The organism is Mesorhizobium norvegicum (assembly GCF_004919685.1).
GTDB lineage: Bacteria > Pseudomonadota > Alphaproteobacteria > Rhizobiales > Rhizobiaceae > Mesorhizobium > Mesorhizobium norvegicum.
On record NZ_SMYZ01000119.1, the window covers coordinates 1 to 21,895 of the forward strand.

Annotated in this window: 20 protein-coding genes and 2 pseudogenes; 13 read left to right on the forward strand and 9 right to left on the reverse strand. The window is 64.5% G+C overall.

Annotated elements, in window-relative coordinates; all coding sequences use genetic code 11:
* From FCU66_RS36740 to FCU66_RS36755, 4 genes and pseudogenes are all read right to left on the reverse strand, one after another.
* Positions 1-301, reverse strand: a pseudogene (locus tag FCU66_RS36740) (hypothetical protein); the annotation flags it as partial.
* Between the two features lie 100 nt (positions 302-401).
* Positions 402-1,103: pseudogene (locus FCU66_RS36745) on the reverse strand (alpha/beta fold hydrolase); the annotation flags it as partial.
* Positions 1,103-1,879 (reverse strand): aspartate dehydrogenase, encoded by a 777-nt coding sequence (locus FCU66_RS36750; protein WP_136618914.1) that lies wholly within the window; start codon positions 1,877-1,879, stop codon positions 1,103-1,105. The gene FCU66_RS36750 and the pseudogene FCU66_RS36745, both read right to left, overlap by 1 nt.
* 11 nt (positions 1,880-1,890) lie before the next feature.
* Entirely contained in the window at positions 1,891-2,427 is a 537-nt protein-coding gene (locus FCU66_RS36755; RefSeq protein ID WP_136618913.1) for a cupin domain-containing protein, read from the reverse strand.
* A 150-nt stretch (positions 2,428-2,577) separates the two neighbouring features.
* Here FCU66_RS36755 and FCU66_RS36760 point away from each other — a divergent pair, with 150 nt between their 5' ends.
* The 10 genes from FCU66_RS36760 (at position 2,578) to FCU66_RS36805 (ending at position 15,853) form a co-directional block, all read left to right on the forward strand.
* Positions 2,578-4,182 carry an FAD-dependent oxidoreductase gene (locus FCU66_RS36760; protein WP_206077137.1) on the forward strand — a complete coding sequence of 535 codons (1,605 nt, stop codon included), beginning with the start codon at positions 2,578-2,580 and terminating at the stop codon, positions 4,180-4,182.
* A gap of 304 nt (positions 4,183-4,486) precedes the next feature.
* Positions 4,487-5,518, forward strand: coding sequence for a substrate-binding domain-containing protein (locus FCU66_RS36765; protein ID WP_136618911.1), 1,032 nt, complete (start codon positions 4,487-4,489; stop codon positions 5,516-5,518).
* A 94-nt stretch (positions 5,519-5,612) separates the two neighbouring features.
* A complete protein-coding gene (locus FCU66_RS36770; protein ID WP_136618910.1) occupies positions 5,613-7,148 on the forward strand; it encodes a sugar ABC transporter ATP-binding protein in 1,536 nt (511 codons plus the stop codon).
* 19 nt (positions 7,149-7,167) lie between these two features.
* Complete coding sequence (locus FCU66_RS36775; RefSeq protein ID WP_136618909.1) at positions 7,168-8,154, forward strand: ABC transporter permease; 987 nt, start codon at positions 7,168-7,170, stop codon at positions 8,152-8,154.
* A 24-nt stretch (positions 8,155-8,178) separates the two neighbouring features.
* The gene (locus FCU66_RS36780) at positions 8,179-9,159 is read left to right on the forward strand and encodes a sugar-binding transcriptional regulator (RefSeq protein ID WP_136618908.1); all 981 of its coding nucleotides are present in this window, start codon (positions 8,179-8,181) and stop codon (positions 9,157-9,159) included.
* Positions 9,156-10,151, forward strand: a complete 996-nt coding sequence (locus FCU66_RS36785; protein WP_136618907.1) for an aldo/keto reductase — start codon at positions 9,156-9,158, stop codon at positions 10,149-10,151. The genes FCU66_RS36780 and FCU66_RS36785 overlap by 4 nt, the downstream gene beginning before the upstream one ends.
* Positions 10,152-10,172: 21 nt before the next feature.
* Positions 10,173-11,870, forward strand: coding sequence for a glycerol-3-phosphate dehydrogenase/oxidase (locus tag FCU66_RS36790; protein WP_136618906.1), 1,698 nt, complete (start codon positions 10,173-10,175; stop codon positions 11,868-11,870).
* On the forward strand, positions 11,861-12,703 hold the full coding sequence (locus FCU66_RS36795) for a class I fructose-bisphosphate aldolase (RefSeq protein WP_136618905.1): 843 nt from the start codon (positions 11,861-11,863) through the stop codon (positions 12,701-12,703). The genes FCU66_RS36790 and FCU66_RS36795 overlap by 10 nt, the downstream gene beginning before the upstream one ends.
* A 22-nt stretch (positions 12,704-12,725) precedes the next feature.
* Positions 12,726-14,240: an FGGY-family carbohydrate kinase gene (locus tag FCU66_RS36800; protein WP_136618904.1), complete on the forward strand. Its 1,515-nt coding sequence runs from the start codon at positions 12,726-12,728 to the stop codon at positions 14,238-14,240.
* Positions 14,237-15,853 carry a GMC family oxidoreductase gene (locus FCU66_RS36805; RefSeq protein WP_136618903.1) on the forward strand — a complete coding sequence of 539 codons (1,617 nt, stop codon included), beginning with the start codon at positions 14,237-14,239 and terminating at the stop codon, positions 15,851-15,853. The genes FCU66_RS36800 and FCU66_RS36805 overlap by 4 nt, the downstream gene beginning before the upstream one ends.
* 5 nt (positions 15,854-15,858) lie before the next feature.
* Here the strand turns inward: FCU66_RS36805 and FCU66_RS36810 are convergent, their stop codons facing one another.
* The gene (locus tag FCU66_RS36810) at positions 15,859-16,776 is read right to left on the reverse strand and encodes a LysR family transcriptional regulator (RefSeq protein ID WP_136618902.1); all 918 of its coding nucleotides are present in this window, start codon (positions 16,774-16,776) and stop codon (positions 15,859-15,861) included.
* A gap of 132 nt (positions 16,777-16,908) precedes the next feature.
* On the opposite strand from FCU66_RS36810, the gene FCU66_RS36815 reads away from it, so the two are divergent.
* Together FCU66_RS36815 and FCU66_RS36820 are read left to right on the forward strand one after the other, a co-directional pair.
* Complete coding sequence (locus FCU66_RS36815) at positions 16,909-17,547, forward strand: DsbA family protein (RefSeq protein WP_136618901.1); 639 nt, start codon at positions 16,909-16,911, stop codon at positions 17,545-17,547.
* A gap of 44 nt (positions 17,548-17,591) precedes the next feature.
* The gene (locus FCU66_RS36820) at positions 17,592-18,203 is read left to right on the forward strand and encodes an NAD(P)-dependent oxidoreductase (protein ID WP_136618900.1); all 612 of its coding nucleotides are present in this window, start codon (positions 17,592-17,594) and stop codon (positions 18,201-18,203) included.
* 25 nt (positions 18,204-18,228) lie between these two features.
* Here the strand turns inward: FCU66_RS36820 and FCU66_RS36825 are convergent, their stop codons facing one another.
* A complete protein-coding gene (locus FCU66_RS36825) occupies positions 18,229-18,945 on the reverse strand; it encodes a hypothetical protein (RefSeq protein WP_136618899.1) in 717 nt (238 codons plus the stop codon).
* Positions 18,946-19,088: 143 nt separating this feature from the next.
* Between FCU66_RS36825 and FCU66_RS36830 the strand changes: the two genes are divergently transcribed.
* Positions 19,089-19,871 (forward strand): DeoR/GlpR family DNA-binding transcription regulator, encoded by a 783-nt coding sequence (locus tag FCU66_RS36830; protein WP_136618898.1) that lies wholly within the window; start codon positions 19,089-19,091, stop codon positions 19,869-19,871.
* A gap of 2 nt (positions 19,872-19,873) precedes the next feature.
* Here the strand turns inward: FCU66_RS36830 and FCU66_RS36835 are convergent, their stop codons facing one another.
* The 3 genes from FCU66_RS36835 to FCU66_RS36845 all read right to left on the reverse strand — a co-directional run.
* Positions 19,874-20,380: an L-2-amino-thiazoline-4-carboxylic acid hydrolase gene (locus tag FCU66_RS36835; protein WP_136618897.1), complete on the reverse strand. Its 507-nt coding sequence runs from the start codon at positions 20,378-20,380 to the stop codon at positions 19,874-19,876.
* Positions 20,377-21,162, reverse strand: coding sequence for an ATP-binding cassette domain-containing protein (locus FCU66_RS36840; protein WP_136618896.1), 786 nt, complete (start codon positions 21,160-21,162; stop codon positions 20,377-20,379). The genes FCU66_RS36835 and FCU66_RS36840 overlap by 4 nt, the downstream gene beginning before the upstream one ends.
* A partial coding sequence (locus tag FCU66_RS36845) for an ATP-binding cassette domain-containing protein (protein WP_246094178.1) occupies positions 21,159-21,895 on the reverse strand: 737 nt, incomplete at its 5' end. The genes FCU66_RS36845 and FCU66_RS36840, both read right to left, overlap by 4 nt.

The window sequence follows — 21,895 nt, forward strand, 5'->3', positions numbered from 1 at the left end:
GTTTCGGCATCACCCTCGACTGGTCGATCGTCACGCCTGCCTTGCGGCATTGCTCATGCACCTCGCCGATCGCCGCCACGGTGCGGTCGACGCTTCTGAAGCCGATATGGGCGTGCTGCATGACACGCTTTTCGGCTGCTGCCTTGCGTTTCCATGCGGCTTCGGACGGCATCCCGGTTTCGGTGAGGAAGCGGCAGCTGCCGAGGCGCCAGTCGCGCGCCATGGCGCGTCCTTCGGCAAGGAGGTCGGCGCCCGGCTTGAGGCGCGGATCGATGAGAGCGGGGGCGATTTCAGCGGTCATGATATTGGCTGTCGGCTCCGGCAATGAAACGACGAATGATGGCGGCAAAACCCTCGGGGTCGGCTAGGGGATGAAAATGCGCACCGGGAACCGAAACAAACCGGGCCCCCGGTATTGCAGCGGCGATCGCCTCCGAAAGGATCGGCGACGTCAGAATATCACCGGTGGCCGCAATCACCTGGACCGGGGCGTCGATGCGCGGCAGGTCGGCAAGGCGGTCATGGTCGAGCAGCATGCGCACGCGTGCGGCGCTCACCGTCAACGGCGCCAGGGTGCGAGGGGCGGCGGCGGCGGCCGCTTCGAGTTGCGCGGCATGCGTCTCGAGGTAGGACGGTTCGTGGCAGAGCACATGGCCGAGGCGCTGGTAGGTTTCGGCCATCCCGGCCTCCAGCAGTTCGGCGCGGGCGCTGAAGAGTGTGCGAAAGCGGATGTCCGCGCGCGCCCAGGAACTACTGATCGTGTAGCTCAGGCCGAGTTCGGCATGGGCGAGCGCCAGCACCTGGGCGATCGCGCCACCGGTGGAATGCCCGACAATATGGGCAGGCCCGCCCGTCTGCGCCAGCAGGCCGGCAATGTCGCCGGCGATCATGGGAATGGAGTAGGGGCTTTCCGGTCGATCGCTGCGGCCGGCGCCGCGATGGTCGGTGACGATGATGCGATGGTCGGCCTCGAGCAGGCGTACCACACCTGCCCAGAATCTTCCGTCACCGCCGAGCCCTGGGATGAGGATGAGGCGTGGGCCAGCGCTGCCTGATGTCTCGTAATGGATGCGGCAGCCATCGGCGGCGGTGAAGAAGGGCATCAGCTGCGGCCTTCCCTGTCGAGCAACTCGCCAAGGGCCGCGACGAGACTGAGCGCCGTGAGCGCCGAGGTTTTCGGATTGCTGGGCGAGGGCGCGTTGACGAGGCGGAAGGAGGCGGTGCCGGCGATGCTCTCGACCTCGATTTCATGCGTGTTGCCGGTAGCCCTGGGATCGGCAACCACGCTTACGGTTACTTTGTCGATGCCTGCGGCGAGCGCCACGGCGAAGGCGGCGTTGAGGTTTTTCGGATAGAGTTTTGCCGCTTGCGAGGGTGTGCCTTCGAAGAGGGATATCGCATCGTGCTCGGCTGACAGGCCAAGAGTGGCAAGCTCGGCTTCCCAGGCTGCCGGCGGTTTGCGCGAGGTATAGCGCACCCGCGCACCGGGAAGTGCCGCTATCGCCCTGAGATAGTCGAGGCCGCCCAACGCGCCTGACGGCAGGACCAAGCGCGCGCCGCCATTGCGCGAAGCATCGGTCAGCCGGGCGGCAAGCATCGGATCGGAGAACGCACCGATCGAAGCGATGATGGTCGGGATGCCGGCGTCGAGAAGCGCGGGCACATAAGCGGCGACTGCCTCCTGGCTTGCCGCCTCAACCACCGCCTTGGGCCGCGCGTCGATCAGCGCATCCAGCTGCGTGACAGTGCTGACATTTGCCGGCAGTGCGGGGTGAGCGTCTTCGCGCATCAGCGCTACCCAGCGACATGAATCCTGCGGGAAAGCGGAGACGATCTCGCGCGCGATCGTGCCGAAGCCGATGAGGCCGAGCGTCACCATCCGAGACTTCTTCAGGGATTCTGTTTCAGGGGATCGAACTTGTCGGTGAGGTCCGCCCCGAACACCGTCTTGCGCTCGATCTCCAGGACGTTTTCCGGGCGCGGGAAATTGGACGGCACGCGGTCGCCCGGCTTGCGCGGCTTGCCGATCAGGCGAAAGAAGTCCTCAAGCCCGTTCGGCACAATCAGCCAAATCCAGCGCAGGCGCGTCTCGCCATCGTTGATGAACATGTGCCGGACATTCTTGGGCAGGAACACCACGCTGTCCGGTTCCAGCGGATATTCCTTGCCCTCGATGACGGCGCGGCCATGGCCTTCGATGACGTAGATCGTCTCTTCGTTGCGGTCATGCGTGTGTTCGCGCACATAGCCGCCAGGCGCCACCGATTGCGTGCCCAGCGCGAAGGGGTGCTCCATGCCGACGATATGCGGCGCGAGCGCGACGTCGATATGGCCGTTTGCCGGCACCGGCTGCCAGTAGCTTTCGCGCGTTTCGGAATCGGAGACATGGATGCCTGACGGAGCGGGTTGAAGGCGGGTGTCGTCCATGGCTCTGCCTCTCGAAAAGGAGCTGCGAAGGTCGTGCGGGGCACGCTGCTGACCCAAAGAGGTTACAGCGCAAAAAGTGTCGACACAATAGTAGACAGATTAAATTTCCTGCCTCTATAGTGCTGTGGTGATGATGGCAGGGGAATGCCGATGGGCGAATACGACGTTCTGGTGATCGGTTCAGGATCCGCGGCCTGCTCGGCGGCTTTGCGGGCCGCCAAGGGCGGCCTCGAGGTGCTCGTCATCGAAAAGAGCGAATGGCTGGGCGGCACCTCGGCCATGTCCGGTGCCGGGGTCTGGATTCCCGCCAACCATGTCGCGGCCGAGGCCGGCATCGCCGACAGCCGCGAGGACGCGCTCGCCTATCTACGTGCCGTCGCGCCCGACGGATGGAAGCAGAAGGAAGATGCGCTCTGGGGCGCGTTTGCCAAGGCCGCACCGGACATGCTGCGCTTCCTCTCCGTCAACACGCCGCTCGATTTTCGCCTGATCAACGAGCCAGACCCCTTTGCCGAAGCGCCGGGCGGCAAGCTCTACGGCCGCATGCTCTCGCCGAGGCCGCTCAGCCGCCGTATCCTGGGCAGGTTGGCGCGCAGCCTGCGCCGCTCCACCTTGCCGCACAGCTTCACCTACCAGGAAATCGTCGACCTCGATCTTTATCACCATCCCATCCGAGCCGGGTTCAAGGTCTGGCCGAAGCTTCTATGGCGATGGCTGACGAATTCCGGCGGCCAGGGCACGGCACTGATGACCGGGCTCATCAAGGGTTGCCTCGATGCCGGCGTCACCTTCCAGCCGGGAACGCGCGCCGTCACCCTGCTTCAGGACCCGGACTCGCGCATCACCGGCGTGGACGTGGAGAGCGAGGGCCGACGCACGAAGATCGTCGCGCGTCGCGGCGTCGTCATCGCCACCGGCGGTTTCGAATGGGATGCCGAGATGCGCGCGCGCCATTTCCCCGGCGCCTTCGACCGGATCGGCAGCCCGCGCGGCAATGAGGGTGACGGCCAGAAGCTCGCGGCTTCCGTCGGCGCGCAGCTGGACCGCATGGACCAGGCGAACGTCTATCCCTGCCTGCCGACGCGCTACCAGGGACAGAAGCACGGCTTGCCGATGACCTTCCAGGCGGAACCGCATTCGATCGTGGTCGATCGCGGTGGAAAGCGCTTTGTCAGCGAAAACGCCTTCAACATCGGCGAGGCGATCGATGCGCGCGGGCCGGATGGCGCCCCTGTCCATCTGCCCTGCTATCTCGTTGGTGATCATCGGTTCCTGAAAACGTCGCTGCCTTTCCGCTGGTATGCCTCCTACGAGCGCGAATGGATCAAGAAGGCCGATACGATCGCCGGCCTTGCCGCCAAGCTCGGGCTGCCGGCAGCGGCGCTCGAGGAGACGATCGCGCGCTGGAACGGCTTTTGCGCGAAGGGGCGCGATACGGACTTCCAACGCGGCGACAATGGTTGGGAGGCATACAAGGCGCATGGCCCCGAGAACCGGCTGAAGCCGATCGACAAAGCGCCCTATGTCGGCATGACGATCAATCGCTCGATTCTCGGCACCAAGGGCGGCGCCCGCACCAACGAGCGCGCGCAGGTGCTGAGACCTGACGGCTCGATCATCCCCGGCCTCTACGCGGCAGGGCTTGCCATGGCCAACCCCATCGGTACCCGCGCCGTGGGAGCCGGCACGACGCTAGGCCCCAATTTGACATGGGGCTTCATCGCCGCCGAGACGATCCTGCATCAAAACCGGTGATCGCGGGGCCTTGCGCACCATAAGGGGCGCGCTCATCGCCGCGATCCGCTGATGTCCCGTGGCCAAAGTGGCGGGACGTAGCCAGGCCCATGCGGCATGGCTCGATGACGCTCGCGCTCGCGACATTCGGAAGCGTGATCTGAAATATATTTCACTATGTGAATTATATTGACAATATCAAGCCAGGCTGTAATGTCCCGATTGTCGGCTTTCGGAGGAAGGTCGGCGTCATCAAATCCATACGGCAGCGCTCGCTGAGCGCCTGCGACGGTCATTGAGGATGGCTTCGGCCAAGGGAGGAAACTTGCGCAAATTTCTGAGCACGCTCGCAATCGCGGCGGCTGCATCGACCTGCTTTGGGTCGATGCAGGCACGCGCCGAAACCCCAAACCCGTTCAAATGCGAGCCGGGTGAAAAATACGTCATGAACGTCATGGTCTCGGGTGTCGAATACTGGTTCCCGGTCTATGAAATGTTCAAGCAGGCCGGCCAGCAGTTCGGCTGCGAGACCGCCTATACGGGTACGCCGGAATACGACGTCAACAAGCAGATCGCCACCTTCGACCAGGCGCTGGCGCAGAAGCCGGCCGGCATTTTGGTGCATCCGATGAACTCGGATCCGTTCATCGAGCCGATCAACCGCGCCATCGAGCAGGGTACCGCGGTGGTGACCTTCGCCGCCGACTCGCCGAATTCCAAACGCGTCTCCTACATCACCTCCGACAACAATGCCGAAGGCACCTATGCCGCCGACGCCGTTGCCAAGGCGATGGACGGCAAGGGCGAATATGCGGTGCTGGAGAACCCCGGCCAGGACAACCACGACAAGCGCGTCAACGCCTTCGTTGCCCGCATGGAAGCCAAATGGCCTGACATGAAGCTCGTCGGCCGCGCCGCCTCGAACCAGGATCCGACCAAGGCCTACCAGGCCGTTCTGAGCCTGGCGCAGGCGCATCCTGATCTCGGCGCCGTGTTCATGCCGGAGGCCAACTCGGCCATCGGTGCCGCCCAGGCGGCCAAGGAAGGCGGCGGCAAGATCCGCGTCATGCTCGCCGACGTCAATGCCAAGATCCTCGACATGATCAAGGCCGGCGAGATCTTCGGATCGGTCAATCCCAACCAGGGCATGCAGGGCTATATGGGCTTCATGCTGTTGTGGATGGCCAAGCATCCCGGCCTGATCGATCCGATGAACGACGCCAAGCGTTCGGGTTTCAACCCGATGAGCGTGCCCTTCGTCGACAATGGCTTTTCCATCGTCTCCAAGGACAATGCTGACGACTTCTACTGGGACAAATACCTCAAGCGTCGCGGCACCAAGGGCATCGAGGAATAGTCTCGATCTCGCCACCCGGCCTCGGCAAGGCCGGACCGATCGGGAAGGAGGCTTCGGCCTCCTTCCTCCCCCACAAGCATCGCAGGAGCATGGCGTGACCCAGGCGCCCATTCTTGAAATCCGCGGCCTGTCCAAGGCGTTTGGCGCGGTCAAGGCGCTGAGCGATGTGCAGTTCGAGCTGCGGCGCGGCGAAATCCATGCGCTGTGCGGCGAGAACGGCGCCGGCAAGTCGACGCTGATGAACATGATCGCCGGTGTTTTGCAGCCCGACGAGGGCGACATCCTGATCGATGGCGAGCGTGTTTCGATCCACTCGCCCGCGGCCGCCCAACGCCTCGGCATTGCGCTTGTCCACCAGGAGATCGCGCTCTGTCAGGATGCGACGGTTGCCGAAAACATCTATATGGCCGCGATCAACAGCCGGCGCGCGCCGTTGATGAATTTCCAGAAGCTCTACGCCGATGCCCAGAAGGTCATGGATCTGCTCGCGCCCATTCCGGTGCGCACCAGGGTCGCCGACCTTTCCATTTCCAACCAGCAGCTCGTCGAGATCGCCAAGGCGCTGACGCTCGACTGCAAGGTGCTGATGCTCGATGAGCCGACCGCGGCGCTGACCGAAAGCGAAGCGCAACGCCTGTTCTCGATCGTGCGCGGGCTCAGGGACCGTGGCATTTCGGTGATCTATATCAGCCATCGCATGGCCGAGATCTTCTCGCTGTGCGACCGCGTCACCGTCTTCCGCGATGGCCGCTATGTGGCGACCGATCCGATCGCCGCCGTCTCACCGGACGATGTCGTGCGCAAGATGGTCGGCCGCGAAATCACCCAGCTCTATCCCGACAAGCTGGCGCCGCAGGAGCCGGGGCGCCTGCTCCTCTCCGTCGAGGGGCTTTGCGATGGCCGCCGCTTCGCAGACGTCGATCTTCAGCTTCGCGCCGGTGAAATTCTGGGCATTGGCGGCCTGATCGGCGCCGGCCGCAGCGAGATAGCGCAAACAGTCTGTGGCCTCAGGCCAATGACGGCAGGAACCGTTGCGCTCGACGGAAAGCAGCTGCGGTTGCGCGGCTACGGCGATGCGGTCAAGGCGGGGCTGGTCTATCTCTCTGAGGATCGCAAAGGCTCCGGCGTGTTCCTCGATCTGCCGATCGCGGCCAACATCTCCGCGCTCGACCTCTCAAGGTTGACCGGGCCGCTCGGCCTGCTCGACCGCAAGGCCGAGGATCGTCAGGCGCGGGAGCTGACCGGCAGGCTCGGCGTGCGCATGGCCGGCACCGATGCCGCCGTCTCGACGCTGAGCGGCGGCAACCAGCAGAAGGTCGCCATCGCCAGGCAGCTGTCCGTCGATCCCAAGGTCATCATCATGGACGAGCCGACACGCGGCATCGATGTCGGCGCCAAGGTGGAGATCCACCGGCTGCTGCGCCAGCTTGCCGGCAGTGGCGTCGGCGTTGTTGTCATCTCGTCGGAACTGCCGGAGCTGATCGGTCTGTGCGATCGCGTCCTGGTGGTGCGCGAAGGCAGGATCGCCGGCGAACTCACCGCCGGCGAGCTCGGCGAGGAAGCCATCATCATGCTCGCCTCGGGCGTCCAGGACAGTTCAACTCAAAGGCAGGCCCACAATGTCGCCTAGGCAATCAGGAGAAGCGCTCGTGCACGCCGAGATCAAGGCCGCCGGTGCCGTGCGGCGCATCAATTTCGCTCAGCTCGCATCGATGCGCGAGGCCGGGCTGATCGTCATCATCCTGGCGTTGTGCATCGCCATGAGCTTTGCCTCGCCGCACTTCCTGACATGGGGCAATTTCCGCGCCATGCTGATGAGCTTTTCCATCGAAGGCATCGTCGTTGTCGGCATGACCATCCTGCTCATCGTCGGCGGCATCGACCTGTCGGTCGGCTCGGTCGTGTGTTTCTCGATGGTGGTCTCCGGGGCGCTGTTCCTCGCCGGCCTCGATCCCTGGACGGCAAGCCTGATCGGCATCGGCGTCAGCGCGCTGATCGGCGCGGCGATGGGCTTCTTCGTGACGGTAATAGGCCTCAATCATTTCATCACGTCGCTGGCGGCCATGGTCATCGTGCGCGGCATGTGCCTGGTGGTCACCAAGGGCACGCCGCTGTCGCTGTTCACCCTGCCGCCGGCTTTCAAGGCCATCGGTCAGGGCAGCTTCAACAACATTCCCTATGTCATCCTGATCTTCGTCGTGGTGGTGGCGATCTTCGACTTTCTGCTGCGCCGCGCCACGGCCTTCCGAAAAGTCTTCTACACCGGCTCCAACGAGAAGGCCGCGCAGTTCTCGGGCATCAGGACCAACCAGGTGAAGTTCTGGGTCACGGTGCTGTGCTCGACCCTCGCCGGACTGGCCGGTGTCATCTACATGGCGCGCTTCGGCGCGGCGACGCCGACCTTCGGCGCCGGCATGGAGCTCAACATCATCGCCGCGGCCGTCATCGGCGGCGCCTCGCTCAATGGCGGCTCGGGCACCATCTTCGGGGCGATCCTTGGCATGGCGCTGCTCTCGGTGGTGACCAGCTCGCTCATCCTGCTCGATATCTCGGTCTATTGGCAGGACATGATCAAGGGATGCATCCTGCTTGCAGCCGTATCGATCGATCACTTCCTGCACCGCAAGAAGTCCTGAACCTCAAAGGCACCGAACAAGGCCATGGCCCCTCCCAACACACGCGACGACATTGCCGCTGTCCGCCAGATGCACCAGGCGCTTGTCCTGCATTATGTCGAAGGCAAGACCCAGGCCGAGATCGCCGGGGAACTAGGCATCTCGCACGCCACCGTCAACCGGCTCATCAAGCGCGGTCACCAGCTCGGCCTCGTCGAGATCAAGATCAAGTCACCGATCGACCATCTGGTCGACCTGGAGGCGCGGCTGGTGGCGCTGGGCGGCATCGAGCGGGCGATGGTGGTGCCATCGGTCTCCGACAACCCACACACCGCCCTGCAGCGGGTCGGCGAGGCGGCGGCTGGCCTGCTGCTCGACACCATCAAGGACGGTGACACCATCTCGATCACCGGCGGCAAGGGTGTCAGCGCGCTGGTCGCCGGGCTGAAGCCCGGGCGCCGATACGATGTCGAAATCATTCCGGCCACTGGGTTGGTGCAAGGCAAGCACTACACTGACGTCAACCATGTCGCGTCGCTGATGGCCGACAAGCTCGGCGGGCGCGCCTACCAGATCCATGCGCCGCTGTTTGCCGACACCGCGCAGCAGCGCGAGATGCTGATGGGCATCAGTTCCGTCGCCGACGTCTTTCGCAAGGCGCGCGAGGCCGATGTCGCGGTGGTGGGTGTCGGCTCCATCCTGACCGACGATTCCAGCTACTACGATCTGCATCCGTCCTCGAACGCCGATCGCCAGGCGATCGAGAAGTCCGGGGCGACAGGCGAGCTGCTCGCCCATCTCATCGATCGCCAGGGCAAGCTCTGCAACTACTCGCTCAACCGTTCGCTGGTCTCGTTGACGCTTGACGAGTTCGCGACCATCCCGCGCTCCATCGGCATCGCAAGCGGCCCCAGCAAGGTCGCACCGATCCTCGCCGCCATGCGCGGAAACCATCTCGACACCATCGTCACGGACGAGGCCACCGGGCTCCAGATCCTCGAGCTGGCCGAACAGGAGGCAGCATGAATTCTCGACAGATCCAGCGGCAGATCGGCAAGTCCGGCATATCGGCGTCGGCTGTAGGCCTGGGCACCTGGGCCATTGGCGGCTGGATGTGGGGCGGTACCGACGAGCAGGAATCGATCAGGGCGATCGAAGCCTCGATCGACGCCGGCCTCAGCCTGATCGACACCGCACCGGCCTACGGCCTTGGCCGCAGCGAGGCGATCGTCGGCACCGCCATCAAGGGCAAGCGCGACAAGGTGGTGATCGCGACCAAATGCGGGCTGAACTGGCATTCCGGCAAAGGGGGCCATTTCTTCGACCAGGACGGCAAGCCGGTTCACCGTTATCTCGGTGCCGACGGCATTGCCTATGAGGTCGAGCAGAGCCTGCGGCGTCTCGGCACCGATCATATCGACCTCTACATCACCCATTGGCAGGATCCGACCACCCCCATCGCCGAGACGATGGCGGTGCTGGAAAAACTGAAGGCGGCCGGCAAGATCCGGGCTATTGGCGCCAGCAATGTCAGCGCCGAAGATCTCGGCCGCTATATCGACGCCGGCCAGCTCGATGCGATCCAGGAGCGCTATTCGATGATCGACCGCGAGATCGAGAGCAGCCTGCTGCCGATCACACGCCGCCATGACATCGCCACCCTCAGCTACTCCTCCCTGGCGCTGGGCCTGCTCACCGGCACGGTCGACCCCGGCCGCACATTTGGCGGTGACGACCAGCGCAAGGACAACCCGCGCTTCTCCATGGGCAACCGGCAGAAGGTGGCAAAGCTGAAAGAGGCCATCGCCCCGATCGCTGAACGCCATCAGGCGTCGATGGCGCAGATCGTCATCGCCTGGACGCTTGCCCAGCCGGGTGTCACTTTCGCCCTGTGCGGAGCACGCAATGCCGAACAGGCGCTCGACAATGCGCGGGCCGGCGCGATCACGCTTGCGGCAAGCGAGCTTGCGGCAATCGATGCCGCGGCAGCCGCGCATCTCGCCGCGATGGATGCCTGAGCAAAAAAGGCAACAGCCCCGATGAACCGTAGCCATACAATCGCCGCTCTGCGCGACCGGCCGGATATTGCCGTGCTCGTCATCGGCGGCGGCATCAACGGCATCAGCGTCTTTCGCGAGCTGGCCTTGCAAGGCGTCGATGTCGTGCTGGCGGAAAAGGGCGATTATTGCAGCGGCGCCAGTGCTGCCCTGTCACGCATGGTGCATGGCGGCCTGCGCTACCTCGAAAACGGCGAATTCAAACTGGTGCGCGAATCGCTGCTCGAACGCGACCGGCTGCTGCGGAATGCGCCGCACTATGTGGCCCCATTGCCGACGACGGTGCCGATCTTCGATATGTTTTCCGGCCTCGCCAACGGTGCGGTGCGTTTCTTGGGGCTGACGCGGCGCCCCAGCCGGCGCGGCGCGCTGGTCATCAAAACAGGTCTTGCCATGTACGATCTGTTCACCGCCGCACGCCGATTGATGCCGACGCACAGGTTCCGGGGGCGCGCCGAGACCCTGAAGACATGGCCGGCGATCAATCCGGCGATCCGCAATTCGGCGACCTACTACGACGCCTGGGTAAGCCGGCCCGAACGCCTCGGTCTGGAGATGCTTCTGGACGCCACGGCAAGCGGGGAGAACGCGCGCGCCTTGAACTATGCACTGATATCATCGACCGGCGACGGCCTTGCCATTACCGACAGGCTGACGGGCGAAGAACTGCCGATGCGGGCGCAACTGGTCATCAACGCCACCGGTGGCTGGATCGACCTGACCAACAAGGCCATCGGTGCCGCGGCGCAGCGGATGATGGGCGGCACCAAAGGCTCGCATCTGATCGTCGACAACAGCGAACTCTTCGACGCGCTCGGCGGCCACATGGTCTACTACGAGAACGAGGACGGGCGCATCTGCATCCTGTTTCCTTATCTCGGCAAGGTGCTGATCGGTTCGACCGACATCCGGGTCGATGATCCCGACCAGGTCCGTTGCGAGGACGACGAGCAGCGCTACATCCTGCAGTCGCTCGCCTTTGTCTTTCCTTCGATCAAGGTCGTCGAAAACCAGATCGTGTTCCGCTTCGCCGGCGTGCGCCCCTTGCCCGCCAGCGAAGACAGTTTTACGGGCCGCATACCGCGCGATCATTTTTGCGAGTTCGTCGAACCGGCCGGACACCTGCCGGCGACACTGTGCATGATCGGCGGTAAGTGGACCACCTTCCGTTCGTTCGGAGCGCTGGCAGCCGATATGGCGTTGAAGCGGCTGGGGCTCGTGCGCAGCATGGGAACGCAGGACATGGTCATCGGAGGCGGCCGCGACTTTCCGACCGATCCGGAGGCCTGGTGCGCATCATTCGCCGCCGAGCACGGCCTGCCGGTCGAGCGCGCACGCACCCTTCTGCAGCGCTACGGCACGTCGGCCAGGGATTTCGCTTCGCACCCGGCGGGCGAGCAGATGCTGCCGCAGTCGGACTATTCGGCGAGCGAGATCCGCCACATCATCGAGCGTGAGCAGGTCGAGTGCCTTGCCGACCTGTTCCTGCGCCGCACCACCATTGCCATTTCGGGCGGCCTCAGCTTCGACCTCATCAACGCCGTTCTCGACATGCTGGCGGCGCACAAAGGCTGGAGCGCCACCGAGGCCGCCGCCGAACGCTCGACCTTCCTGACCTTGCTGGCCGACCGGCACGGCATCGACCTCCAGACGCATCAAAGGAGCGCCCTATGCGCGTAAACAAGAAAGTCCGCATGAACCGGCTGTTCGGCGGTGGCCGCTGTCTCGACGTGGCCATCGATCATGGTGTCTGCAACGAGCCGAGCTTTCTTGCCGGGCTCGAAGACATGGCCAGTGTCGTCACCCAGCTGGTCAAGGCCGGCCCCGACGCCATCCAGATGAACTACGGCCAGGCCGATCTGCTGCAGTCTGTGCCGGGCAAGGACAAGCCGGCGCTGGTGATGCGCATCGACATGGGCAATCCCTACAACAGGACGCGCCACCGGGCGATGTGGGCGGTGCTGCAGAACGAGGCCGAGCCCTTGCTTGGCGCCATCGAGATGGATGCGGCCTGCGTCGTGGTCAATTTGTTCATGCTGCCCGACGAGCCGGACCTGTTCCGGCAATGCGTGCAGAACATCGCCCGGGTCCGCGCCGATTGCGAGAAATACGGCCTGCCGCTGATGATCGAGCCACTGGCCATGCTGCCGGTTGCCGAACATGGCGGTTATATGGTCGACGGCGATGCCGAAAAGATCGCCACCTTGACCCGGCTTGCCCGCGAGATGGGCGCCGATATCATCAAGGCCGATCCGACCACCGATCCCAACGATTTCCACCGCGTCGTCGAGGCCGCGCGCTGCCCGGTGCTGGTGCGCGGCGGCGGCAAGGAGGATTTGCGTGCTGTGTTCGACAAGTCGGCTGCCTTGATGGCACAGGGTGCGCTTGGCATGGTCTATGGCCGCAACATCTACCAGCATGCCAACCCGAGTGCGGTCGTGCGCGGGCTGATGGCGATCATTCATGACGATGCCGATGGCGGCGTGGCCTGGGACCTGTACAACCAGGCATAGGCTGCGGCCTCGGGAGGCGCCAATGGCAAACTACATCCTCGGCCTCGATGCCGGCAACACCGTCATCAAGGCTATCCTCTTCGACCTGTCGGGACGCGAGCTGGCGCTTGCCGCCCGCGACGGCCGCTCGTCCATGCCAAAGCCCGGACATGTCGAGCGCGACCTCGACGAACTCTGGCGCAACGCGGTTTCGGTCATCGGCCAATGCATCGCTGAAGCCGGCATCGACGCCGGCGAGATCGTTGCCATCGGCTGCGCCGGCCATGGCAACGGGCTCTACGCGCTCGATCGCGCGGGCGCACCACTGATCGGCATCCAGTCGCTCGACACGCGCGCGGTCGGCATCGTTGCCGAATGGGCAAAACAGAATGTCGGCGACCGCACCTACGCACACTGCTTGCAACGGCCGTGGGCGGCGCAGACGCCAACCCTGCTTGCCTGGCTCAAGCGCTTTTCTCCGGCGCTGTTCGCCAGGATCGGCACGGTTTTCCTGTGCAAGGATTTCGTCGTCAACCGCCTGACCGGCGCGCGCAGCAGCGATACCTCCGACATGTCGGGCTGCGGCCTGCTGCAGATGCGGGATCGGCGCTACGAGCCGGACCTGCTTGCCGCTTACGGGCTGGGCGATTGCGCGGACCTGCTGCCGCCGGTGCTGGAATCGGCCGACATTGCCGGCCATGTCAGCGAGGAGGTGGCGGCCATGACGGGACTGCGCGCCGGCACGCCCGTTGTAGCCGGGCTGTTCGATGTCGTGGCCAGCGCGGTCGGTTCGGGCGTGACCAGAACCGGTGCCGCCTCGGTCATCGCCGGAACCTGGAGCATCAACCAGGTCATCACCGACGAACCGATCCGCGACCCGTCGATCTTCATGCTGTCGACCTTCGACCGCCAGCGCTATCTGGCGATCGAATCCAGCGCGACCTCGGCCGCCAATCTCGAATGGATCGTTCGCGAATTCCTCGAACATGGCGGCGATGCCGGCAAGTCGCCGTTCGAATTGTGCAGCGAACTCGTCGCTTCCGTCGATCCGAACAGCGATATCCCGATCTATCATCCCTTCCTGTACGGCTCGCAGCAGAATGGCCATGCGCGCGCCGGCTTCTACGGTATCGCCGGCTGGCACAGCCGGGCACATCTGCTTCGTGCGCTGTTCGAGGGCGTCGCCTTCGAGCACAAGCGCCATGTCGAGACCTTGCACAAAGCGGGCGCCGATTTCGACCAGGTGGTGCTGTCCGGCGGCGGCTCGCGCAGCACGGTCTGGCCGCAGATCTTCGCCGATGTGCTCGGCGTGCCCGTTACCGTGGCGCGCAGCCGCGAAACCGGAGCCCTGGGAGCGGCAATCGCTGCGGGCACCGGCGTCGGCATCTTCGCGGACTACAGTGCCGGTGCCGCCGCCATGACAGCGGCCGCCCGGCACTTTGTGCCTGACGAGGCGGTTGCCGACGCATATGCACGGCGGTATCGACTGTACGGCGAGATCAACCAGGCGATGACCCCGATGTGGGAGCGCATCGCCGGACAGCAGGCGCGCACGTGACCGAAGCTTCACCGTCCCCGTTCGGCAGTTACGATTACGTCATCGTCGGTGCCGGCTCCGCCGGCTGCGTGCTCGCCAACCGGCTTTCGGCCGATCCGCGCAACAATGTGCTGCTGCTCGAGGCCGGCGGCAGCGACCGCTATCACTGGGTCGATATCCCGATCGGCTACCTCTTCTGCATGGGCAATCCGCGCACCGACTGGATGATGAAGACCGATCCGGAAGCCGGTCTCAACGGACGCAGCCTCAACTATCCGCGCGGCAAGGTGCTTGGCGGCTGTTCATCGATCAACGGCATGATCTACATGCGCGGCCAGGCAGCCGACTATGATGGCTGGCGCCAGGCCGGCAATGCCGGCTGGGGCTGGGACGATGTCCTGCCCTATTTCCTCAAATCGGAAGATTATCACGGCGGCAAGAGCGCCATGCACGGGAGCGGCGGCGAGTGGCGGGTCGAACGGCAACGGCTGTCATGGCCGATCCTGGACGCCTTCCGGGACGCTGCCGAGGAACTCGGCATTCCCCGCACCGAGGACTTCAATACCGGCACCAATGAGGGCTCGGGCTATTTCGAGGTCAACCAGCGGAAAGGCGTGCGCTGGAACACATCGAAGGCGTTTTTGCGCGGCATTGCCACGCGCAAGAACCTGCGCGTGGTGCTCGGCGCGGAGACCGAGCGGCTCGAATTCGACGGCCGGCGCGTCACCGGACTCGTCTTCCGCCAAGGCGACCGCCTGCATCAGGTCCGCGCTGGACAGACGATCCTTGCAGCCGGCGCCATCAACTCGCCGAAGATCCTCGAACTCTCCGGCGTCGGCCGCCCCGACCTGCTTTCGAGCGTCGGCGTGGATGTCCGTCACGCCTTGCCGGGCGTCGGTGAAAACCTGCAGGACCATCTGCAGATCCGCACCGTTTTCAAGGTCGCCAATGCCGCGACGCTCAACCAGCGCTACCACAATCTGGTCAGCCGTGCGTCGATGGGGCTGGAATACGCGCTCAAGCGCAGCGGGCCGCTGTCGATGGCGCCAAGCCAGCTCGGCATCTTCGCCAGGAGCGATCCGCGCCTTGCAACGCCCGACCTCGAATATCATGTGCAGCCACTGAGCACCGACCGGCTGGGCGAGCCGCTGCATCGCTTTCCCGCTGTCACCGTCTCGGTCTGCAATCTGCGTCCGGAAAGTCGGGGCACCGTACATATGGGTTCATCCGATGCACGGGAGGCGGCGAAGATCCGACCGAACTATCTTTCCACCGAGGGAGACCGCAGCGTGGCCATCGCGTCGTTGCGCCATGTCCGCAGTCTGATGAAGGCCCGGGCCGTGGCGCGCTTTGCGCCGGAAGAGATGCTGCCCGGCGCGCAATATGACAGTGACGAAGACCTCATCCGCAAGGCCGGAGATATCGGCACGACGATCTTCCACCCCGTCGGTACCTGCAAGATGGGGTCGGACTCGATGGCGGTGGTCGACGACGGCCTGCGTGTTCACGGGCTTGCCGGGCTGCGCGTGGTCGATGCCTCGATCATGCCGACAATCGTTTCAGGCAACACCAACTCGCCGGTCGTCATGATCGCGGAGAAGGCAGCCGAGATGATCCTGCAAGAGGCGCGCTGAAGGCCTCACGCCATGGCGACGCCGCGTGGTCGCTTTCTCTCGGCCGCCGCCAGGAGATCGACGAAGGCGCGCACCTTGGCTGGCCGGAACCGGGCCGGTGGAAAGACGGCGTGGATGCCGCCTGTAGGCAAGCTCCAGCCGGCAAACACCGGCACCAGCCGCCCCTCGGCGATATCGTCGCTGACGCTGTAATCCGGAAACACGCCCAGCCCGATACCGGCGAGTACGCAAGCCAGGGCGGCGGGGCTCTTGTCGCACATGACGACCGGATTGAGTTCGGTCAGCACCGTTTCGCCATCCCTGGAAAACAGCCATTGGCCGATGCCGCGCAGCTGGGCGTTGCCGACCCAGGCCAGCGATCTTGCCTGGCGCGGCGTCACGTCGTGCGGTAGATTTGCCGCGAAGCCAGGGCTCGCCACCACGGTTTGCCGGATCGTACCCAGGCGCCGCGCCTGGTTTGAGGAATCGGTGAGCCAGCCGACACGGATGCCGAGATCGATCTGCTCATCCACCAGGTTGCTGACCGCGTCGTCGAAGATCGCCTCGACGCGCATATGCGGATAGGTTCTGAGATAGGCCGCCATGACCGGGGCCACCATCTTGGTGCCGTAGTCGAGCGGCGCGGTCAGCCTCAGCGTTCCGCTCGGTTCGACGGCTCCGCGCGAGATTTCGCCATAGGCCGCCTCCGCTTCCCGCAGGATGATCATCGCGCGGTCATAGAAGAGGCGACCCTCTTCGGTCGGCGTGACACGCCGCGTCGTGCGTTGCAGCAGCGTTGCGCCCAGTTCTTCCTCGAGCTTGCCGATCTGATGGCTGACCACAGCCTTGGCGACGCCGAGCCGGTCTGCCGCCGCGGTGAACGAGCCGGTTTCCATCACTGTGGTGAAGTAGGCGAGCCGATTGAGGTTCAGAAGTTCAGCCAAGGCGGCAACCTTTGTCTGATTGAATCAGACAGTTTGTATTATTGGGTGCCATTTATCGCAAGACCCCCGCCTGCCACATATGAGCCAAGGCATTCGACGAAGCCGGCAGCCGGACCAGGGATGGCAGCGATTATGAGCAATTCAGAAGTGACCTATCTTTTCGATCCGCTTTGCGGCTGGTGCTATGGTGCCACCCCGATGCTCGACAGACTGTCGGCCGCCGGCCTGCGCGTCGACCTGCTGCCGACCGGCCTGTTCTCCGGTGCCGGCGCGCGTCCGATGGATGAAGGTTTTGCCGCCCACGCCTGGGCGAACGATCAGCGCATCGAACGCCTGACCGGACAAGTGTTCACGCCGGCCTACCGGCACAATGTCCTCGATGTCCGCGGAACCCTTCTCGACTCGTATGCCGCCACGCTCGGCATCAGCGCCGCCGGCCTGGAAGATCCCAGCCGCCGGCTTGCCGCGCTGAAGACGATCCAGCGGGCGCGCTATGTCGACGGCAGCGATGTCGTGACGACCAGCGGTGTGGCCGAGGTGCTTGCCGCCGCCGGCATGGCAGACGCCGCCGAGATGCTTAAGGCGCCGACCGAAACATTGCTGACGGCCCACCGCGAGCTGGTCGGCCGCGGCCGTGCGCTGTTCCAGCGCCTGCATGCCGATGGCGTGCCTTCGCTGGCGGTCATCCGCAACGATGCGCCCCGGCTGATCGGTTCGAACGCGCTGTTCGGCAGCTTCGACAATCTCGTCGCCCATATCGCGGCGGCGTGATCCCATCCTCCAGAAAACCTCCAACAAGGAATAAGGACATAGACATGGCAAAAGTCGCTCTCATTGGTGCATCCGGCGCAGTCGGCTCACGCCTTCTCAGGGAACTCTCCGATCGCGGCCATACAGTCACCGGCATTGCGCGCAACCCGGAAAAGATCGCCGCACTCCCGGGCGTGACGGCCAGGAAGGGCGATCTCTTCGACGAGAAGGGTCTGGCCGACCTGATCCGCGGCCATGATGTGGTGATCAGCGCTGTGCATTTTCTGGACAGCGATGCCGATACGCTGATCGCCGCGGTGCGGGCCTCCGGCGTGAAGCGCTATCTCGTCGTCGGCGGCGCCGGCAGTCTCGAAGTCGCGCCCGGCAAGCGGCTGGTCGACACGCCTGAATTCCCGGCGATCTACAAGGCCGAAGCGCAGAAGGGCGCCGACTTCCTGGACAGATTGAAGACGGTCGGCGACCTCGATTGGACGTTCCTGTCGCCATCCGCCATGTTCGTCCCAGGCGAGCGCACCGGAAAATTCCGCCTCGGCAAGGACACGCTTCTCGCCTCGGACAAGGGCAGCAGCATTTCCTTCGAGGACTACGCCATCGTCATGGTCGACGAGATCGAGAAGCCGGCCCACATCAGGCAGCGCTTCACCGTCGGCTATTGATCGAACGGGCGGTGGCGGCCGAGCCTCAATCGAGGCCGTCCTGTCTCAGCGCCTCGCGGCGGCGTTCGACAAAGGCGCGTTCCTCGCTGGTCAGGTCGTGTTCTCGCTTGCGGAGCCATTCCTGGTAGGACGGATCGACCTCCTTGACCGGCTTGGCCCCCGTCGAAATCGAAGCCGGCCGGTTGTCGGTATAGCGAGGCCGCAAGGCACTGTTGGGGTTGTATTCGGTTCGCCTGTCGTTGCCTGAAATGACGAGGTCGGGATCCGAAACCCGGCCCGACGGGCTGTAGACGAATGCCGAGACAATCCGGTCGAGCGCCGCGTCGACTTCCTTCGGCCGGTGCACGACGTCTCGCGGCAGGCGATCGGGGACGGCAAGCCGGGTGATGCCGCGATCGTTGATGGCGTCGAGCACCTCGCGGTGATCGCGCGAGGTGATGACCTCGCGCCGGGCCGGCCAGAAATCATAGGGCGCGTGGGCACCGTGTCCCTTGCCGATATGGAAGGCATAGATTTCCGGATAAACCGTCAATTCGGTGCGGCGGCTCGGCTTGACGTCGTAGAACGAGGTGATGGCGATCTGCAGCAGATGCGTCGCGCCGATGCCGCCAAGCGCGTCGTCGATCACCAGGCCGAAACGGTCATGCGCGTTCCAGTCCGGCAAAGCCTCGGCGATCGAAGCGGGCTTGCCGTCGATCTCGACATCGAACATATTCGCTTTCAACAATGTCACGACATGCATTGGGCTCTCCTGACAGTCTGTCGATTCGCCAAGGCTTCATCAGACCAGCCATGAACACGCTTGTCAGCCCATATCGGGTTTGGCCCCCTCCTTCCCCACCGGGGCCCGTATCGCTAATGTCCTCGACTCGCGGAGGATTGATCATGGAGCATAGTCGGCTGTCGAAGAAGGAGCGGCATGAGCTCATCCTGTCGGAAGTGCGCCGGTCGGCCTCGATCCGTATCTCCAGGCTCGCCATGCGCCTCGGCGTCGCCGGCGAGACGATCCGTCGCGACCTCATCGAGCTTGGTGATGCGGGGCTGCTCAACCGAACCTATGGCGGCGCGACGATCTCGCTGGTGACATCCGAGCCGGTGATTGCCGAGCGCAGCCAGACCATGGTCGAGGAGCGTACCCGGATCGGGCGTGGCGCGGCCGGACTGGTCAAGAAAGGCCAGATCGTGATGATCGACGGGGGCTCGACAACCTACGAGGTGGCGCGCAATCTCTCGCAGTTGAGGCGCGACCTGACCGTCATCACCAACTCCATCGGGGTGGCCTCGGTAGCCGGCGCCAATCCGACTTTCCGGGTTGTCTTGTGCCCCGGCACCTATGACAGCCGGGAAGCCAGCGTGTTCGGCGAGGATACGGTCGAATTCATCAGGCGCTACAATGCCGACATTGCCATCATCGGCGCCTCGAGCCTGTCCGCGGATGGGCCCAGCGACATGATCTCGGGGGCAGCGGCGGTCAAGCGGGCGATGATCTCGCGAACGCTGTCGACAGCGCTGGTGGTGACCAACGACAAGTTCGGCCGCAACAGCCTCGAGCGCGTGTGCGGCCTCGGCGAGCTTTCCGACATCGTCACCGATCGCGAGCCGCAGCCGGCGCTGCGCGCCGTCATCGAAGCGGGTGGAACGGAACTTCACGTCTTTGGCGGCGGCTGAGCCTATCGGGCATCCCGGTCTGTCAGCGCGATATGACAGCAGCCGGAGCCATGGCCCGGAGTCCAGGTGACATTGTCGAAACGCACGCCGGTCGCCTCGAACAGGCCGCGGTCGAAGGCGCCGGCAATGCGGCAGAGCGTGGCGAGTTTTTCGTCCCCAACGCCTGCCTCGACCCAGGCATCTTTCAGCGGGCAGCGCTTCACCTTGAAGGCGATGCGGTCGTCGCTGCGTTCGACATCGGTCGGATACATCAGGCCGCCATCCGGGCTGACCGCCAGGAAGGCCTCGCCGATCGCGCGGGCGTCGTTGGCGCCGAAGCTGGCGAAAGCGACTGCCGCGACTTCCTTGCCGAGCTGTTCGATGGCGCGGATCATGATCGCTTCGGCTTTTTCGGCGCCCAGCTCTCCGGTCAGTTCGTTGAGGAACAGGCGGTAGAGATCGGCTCGGTTGCGAAAGGCGGAATCGAGTTCGCGCGACAGTTTCTCGGCTCTGGCTTCGGGGTCGGTCATGATGCGTCCTGTATGGTCCGATTCAATCTCGGTGCGGCCGCCACCAGCGCCTTGCCTATGGCTGATTGCGGCGCGTCGATGACGGCACAGGCATCGCCACTCTCGGCAATCCGCCCGGCATCGAGAAGGACGACGCGGTGGGCGATCGCCCTGATAACGCCGAGATCATGTGAAATGAAGAGATAGGCAATCCGTTCCTGCCGTTGCAGGTCGAGCAAAAGGTCGAGGATCTGTCCGCGGACGGAAACGTCGAGCGCCGACACCGCCTCGTCGAGCACGATCAGCGACGGCTTCGTCGCGACGGCGCGGGCAATGGCGACGCGCTGCCGCTGGCCACCGGAGATTTCATGAATGGCGCGCGGGGCGAGGTCAGCCGTCAGCCCGACGCGCTCCAGCAAGGCGGCGATGCGGGCCGGCCGTTCTGCGCGGGAGGCGATGCCATGGATACGCAAGGGATCGTCGAGCACACGCGCCACCGTGGCGCGCGGGTTGAAGGCGGCCAACGGGTCCTGGAACACCATCTGCAGGCGTGCGCGGCGTGTTCGCAGCGCTGAGCCGCGCAAGGCCAGAAAATCGTCGTCCTCGAAGTCGATACGGCCGGCATCCGGCTCGATCAATCGCAGCACCAGCCGCGCGATCGTCGACTTGCCGCTGCCGGAGGGGCCGGCCAGCGCCAGCGTTTCGCCGGGCTCGATGTGAAAAGAGACATCGTCGACGGCAGCGATGGTCTTGTCGCCGCGACGGTAGCGTTTGGTCAGGTTGGACACCGCCAGCAGGCTCATGCGTGGAGCCCGGCTCGGTTCAGCAATGGCCTGGTGTCGAGGCCGATATGGGCGTCGAGCAATGCGCGCGTATAGGGCTGGGCTGGGGCGCCGACAATCTGCGCCGTCGTGCCAAGCTCGACCAACTGACCATAACGGAAAACGGCGATGCGCTCGGCAAGCTCGGCTGCCAGCGCGATGTCATGGCTGATGAACAGCAGCGTCATGCCGTCCTCGGTCACCAGTCGCTGGATCAGCGCAACGATCTCGGCTTGCACGATGGTGTCGAGCGCGCTGGTCGCCTCGTCGGCGATCAGCAATTTCGGACCGGCCGCAATGGCGGCGGCGATCGCCACACGCTGCTTCTGACCGCCGGAGAGCTGATGCGGGAAGGCGCGCAAGGCTGAGTCCGGGTCCGGCAGGTGGACGCGCTCGAGCAGGCTTTTGGCCCTGATATAGGACTGGAACCAGGTGAGGCCGAGATGCGTGCGCGCCACTTCGGCGATTTGCTTGCCGATGGTCATCACCGGATCGAGGCTGGCGGAGGGATCCTGGAAGACAAAGCCGATATCGCGGCCGAGGAGGGGGATTTTGTTGAACTTGGATTTGAAAGGCTGGCGTTCCGTCACACCCCCCTCTGTCCTGCCGGACATCTCCCCCGCAAGGGGGGAGATTACTCGCTCGTTTCCGTTTTCGCCAATCGCCGGAGCTGGAGAAGATTCGGCGGTAGAGCTGCTGATCTCCCCCCTTGCGG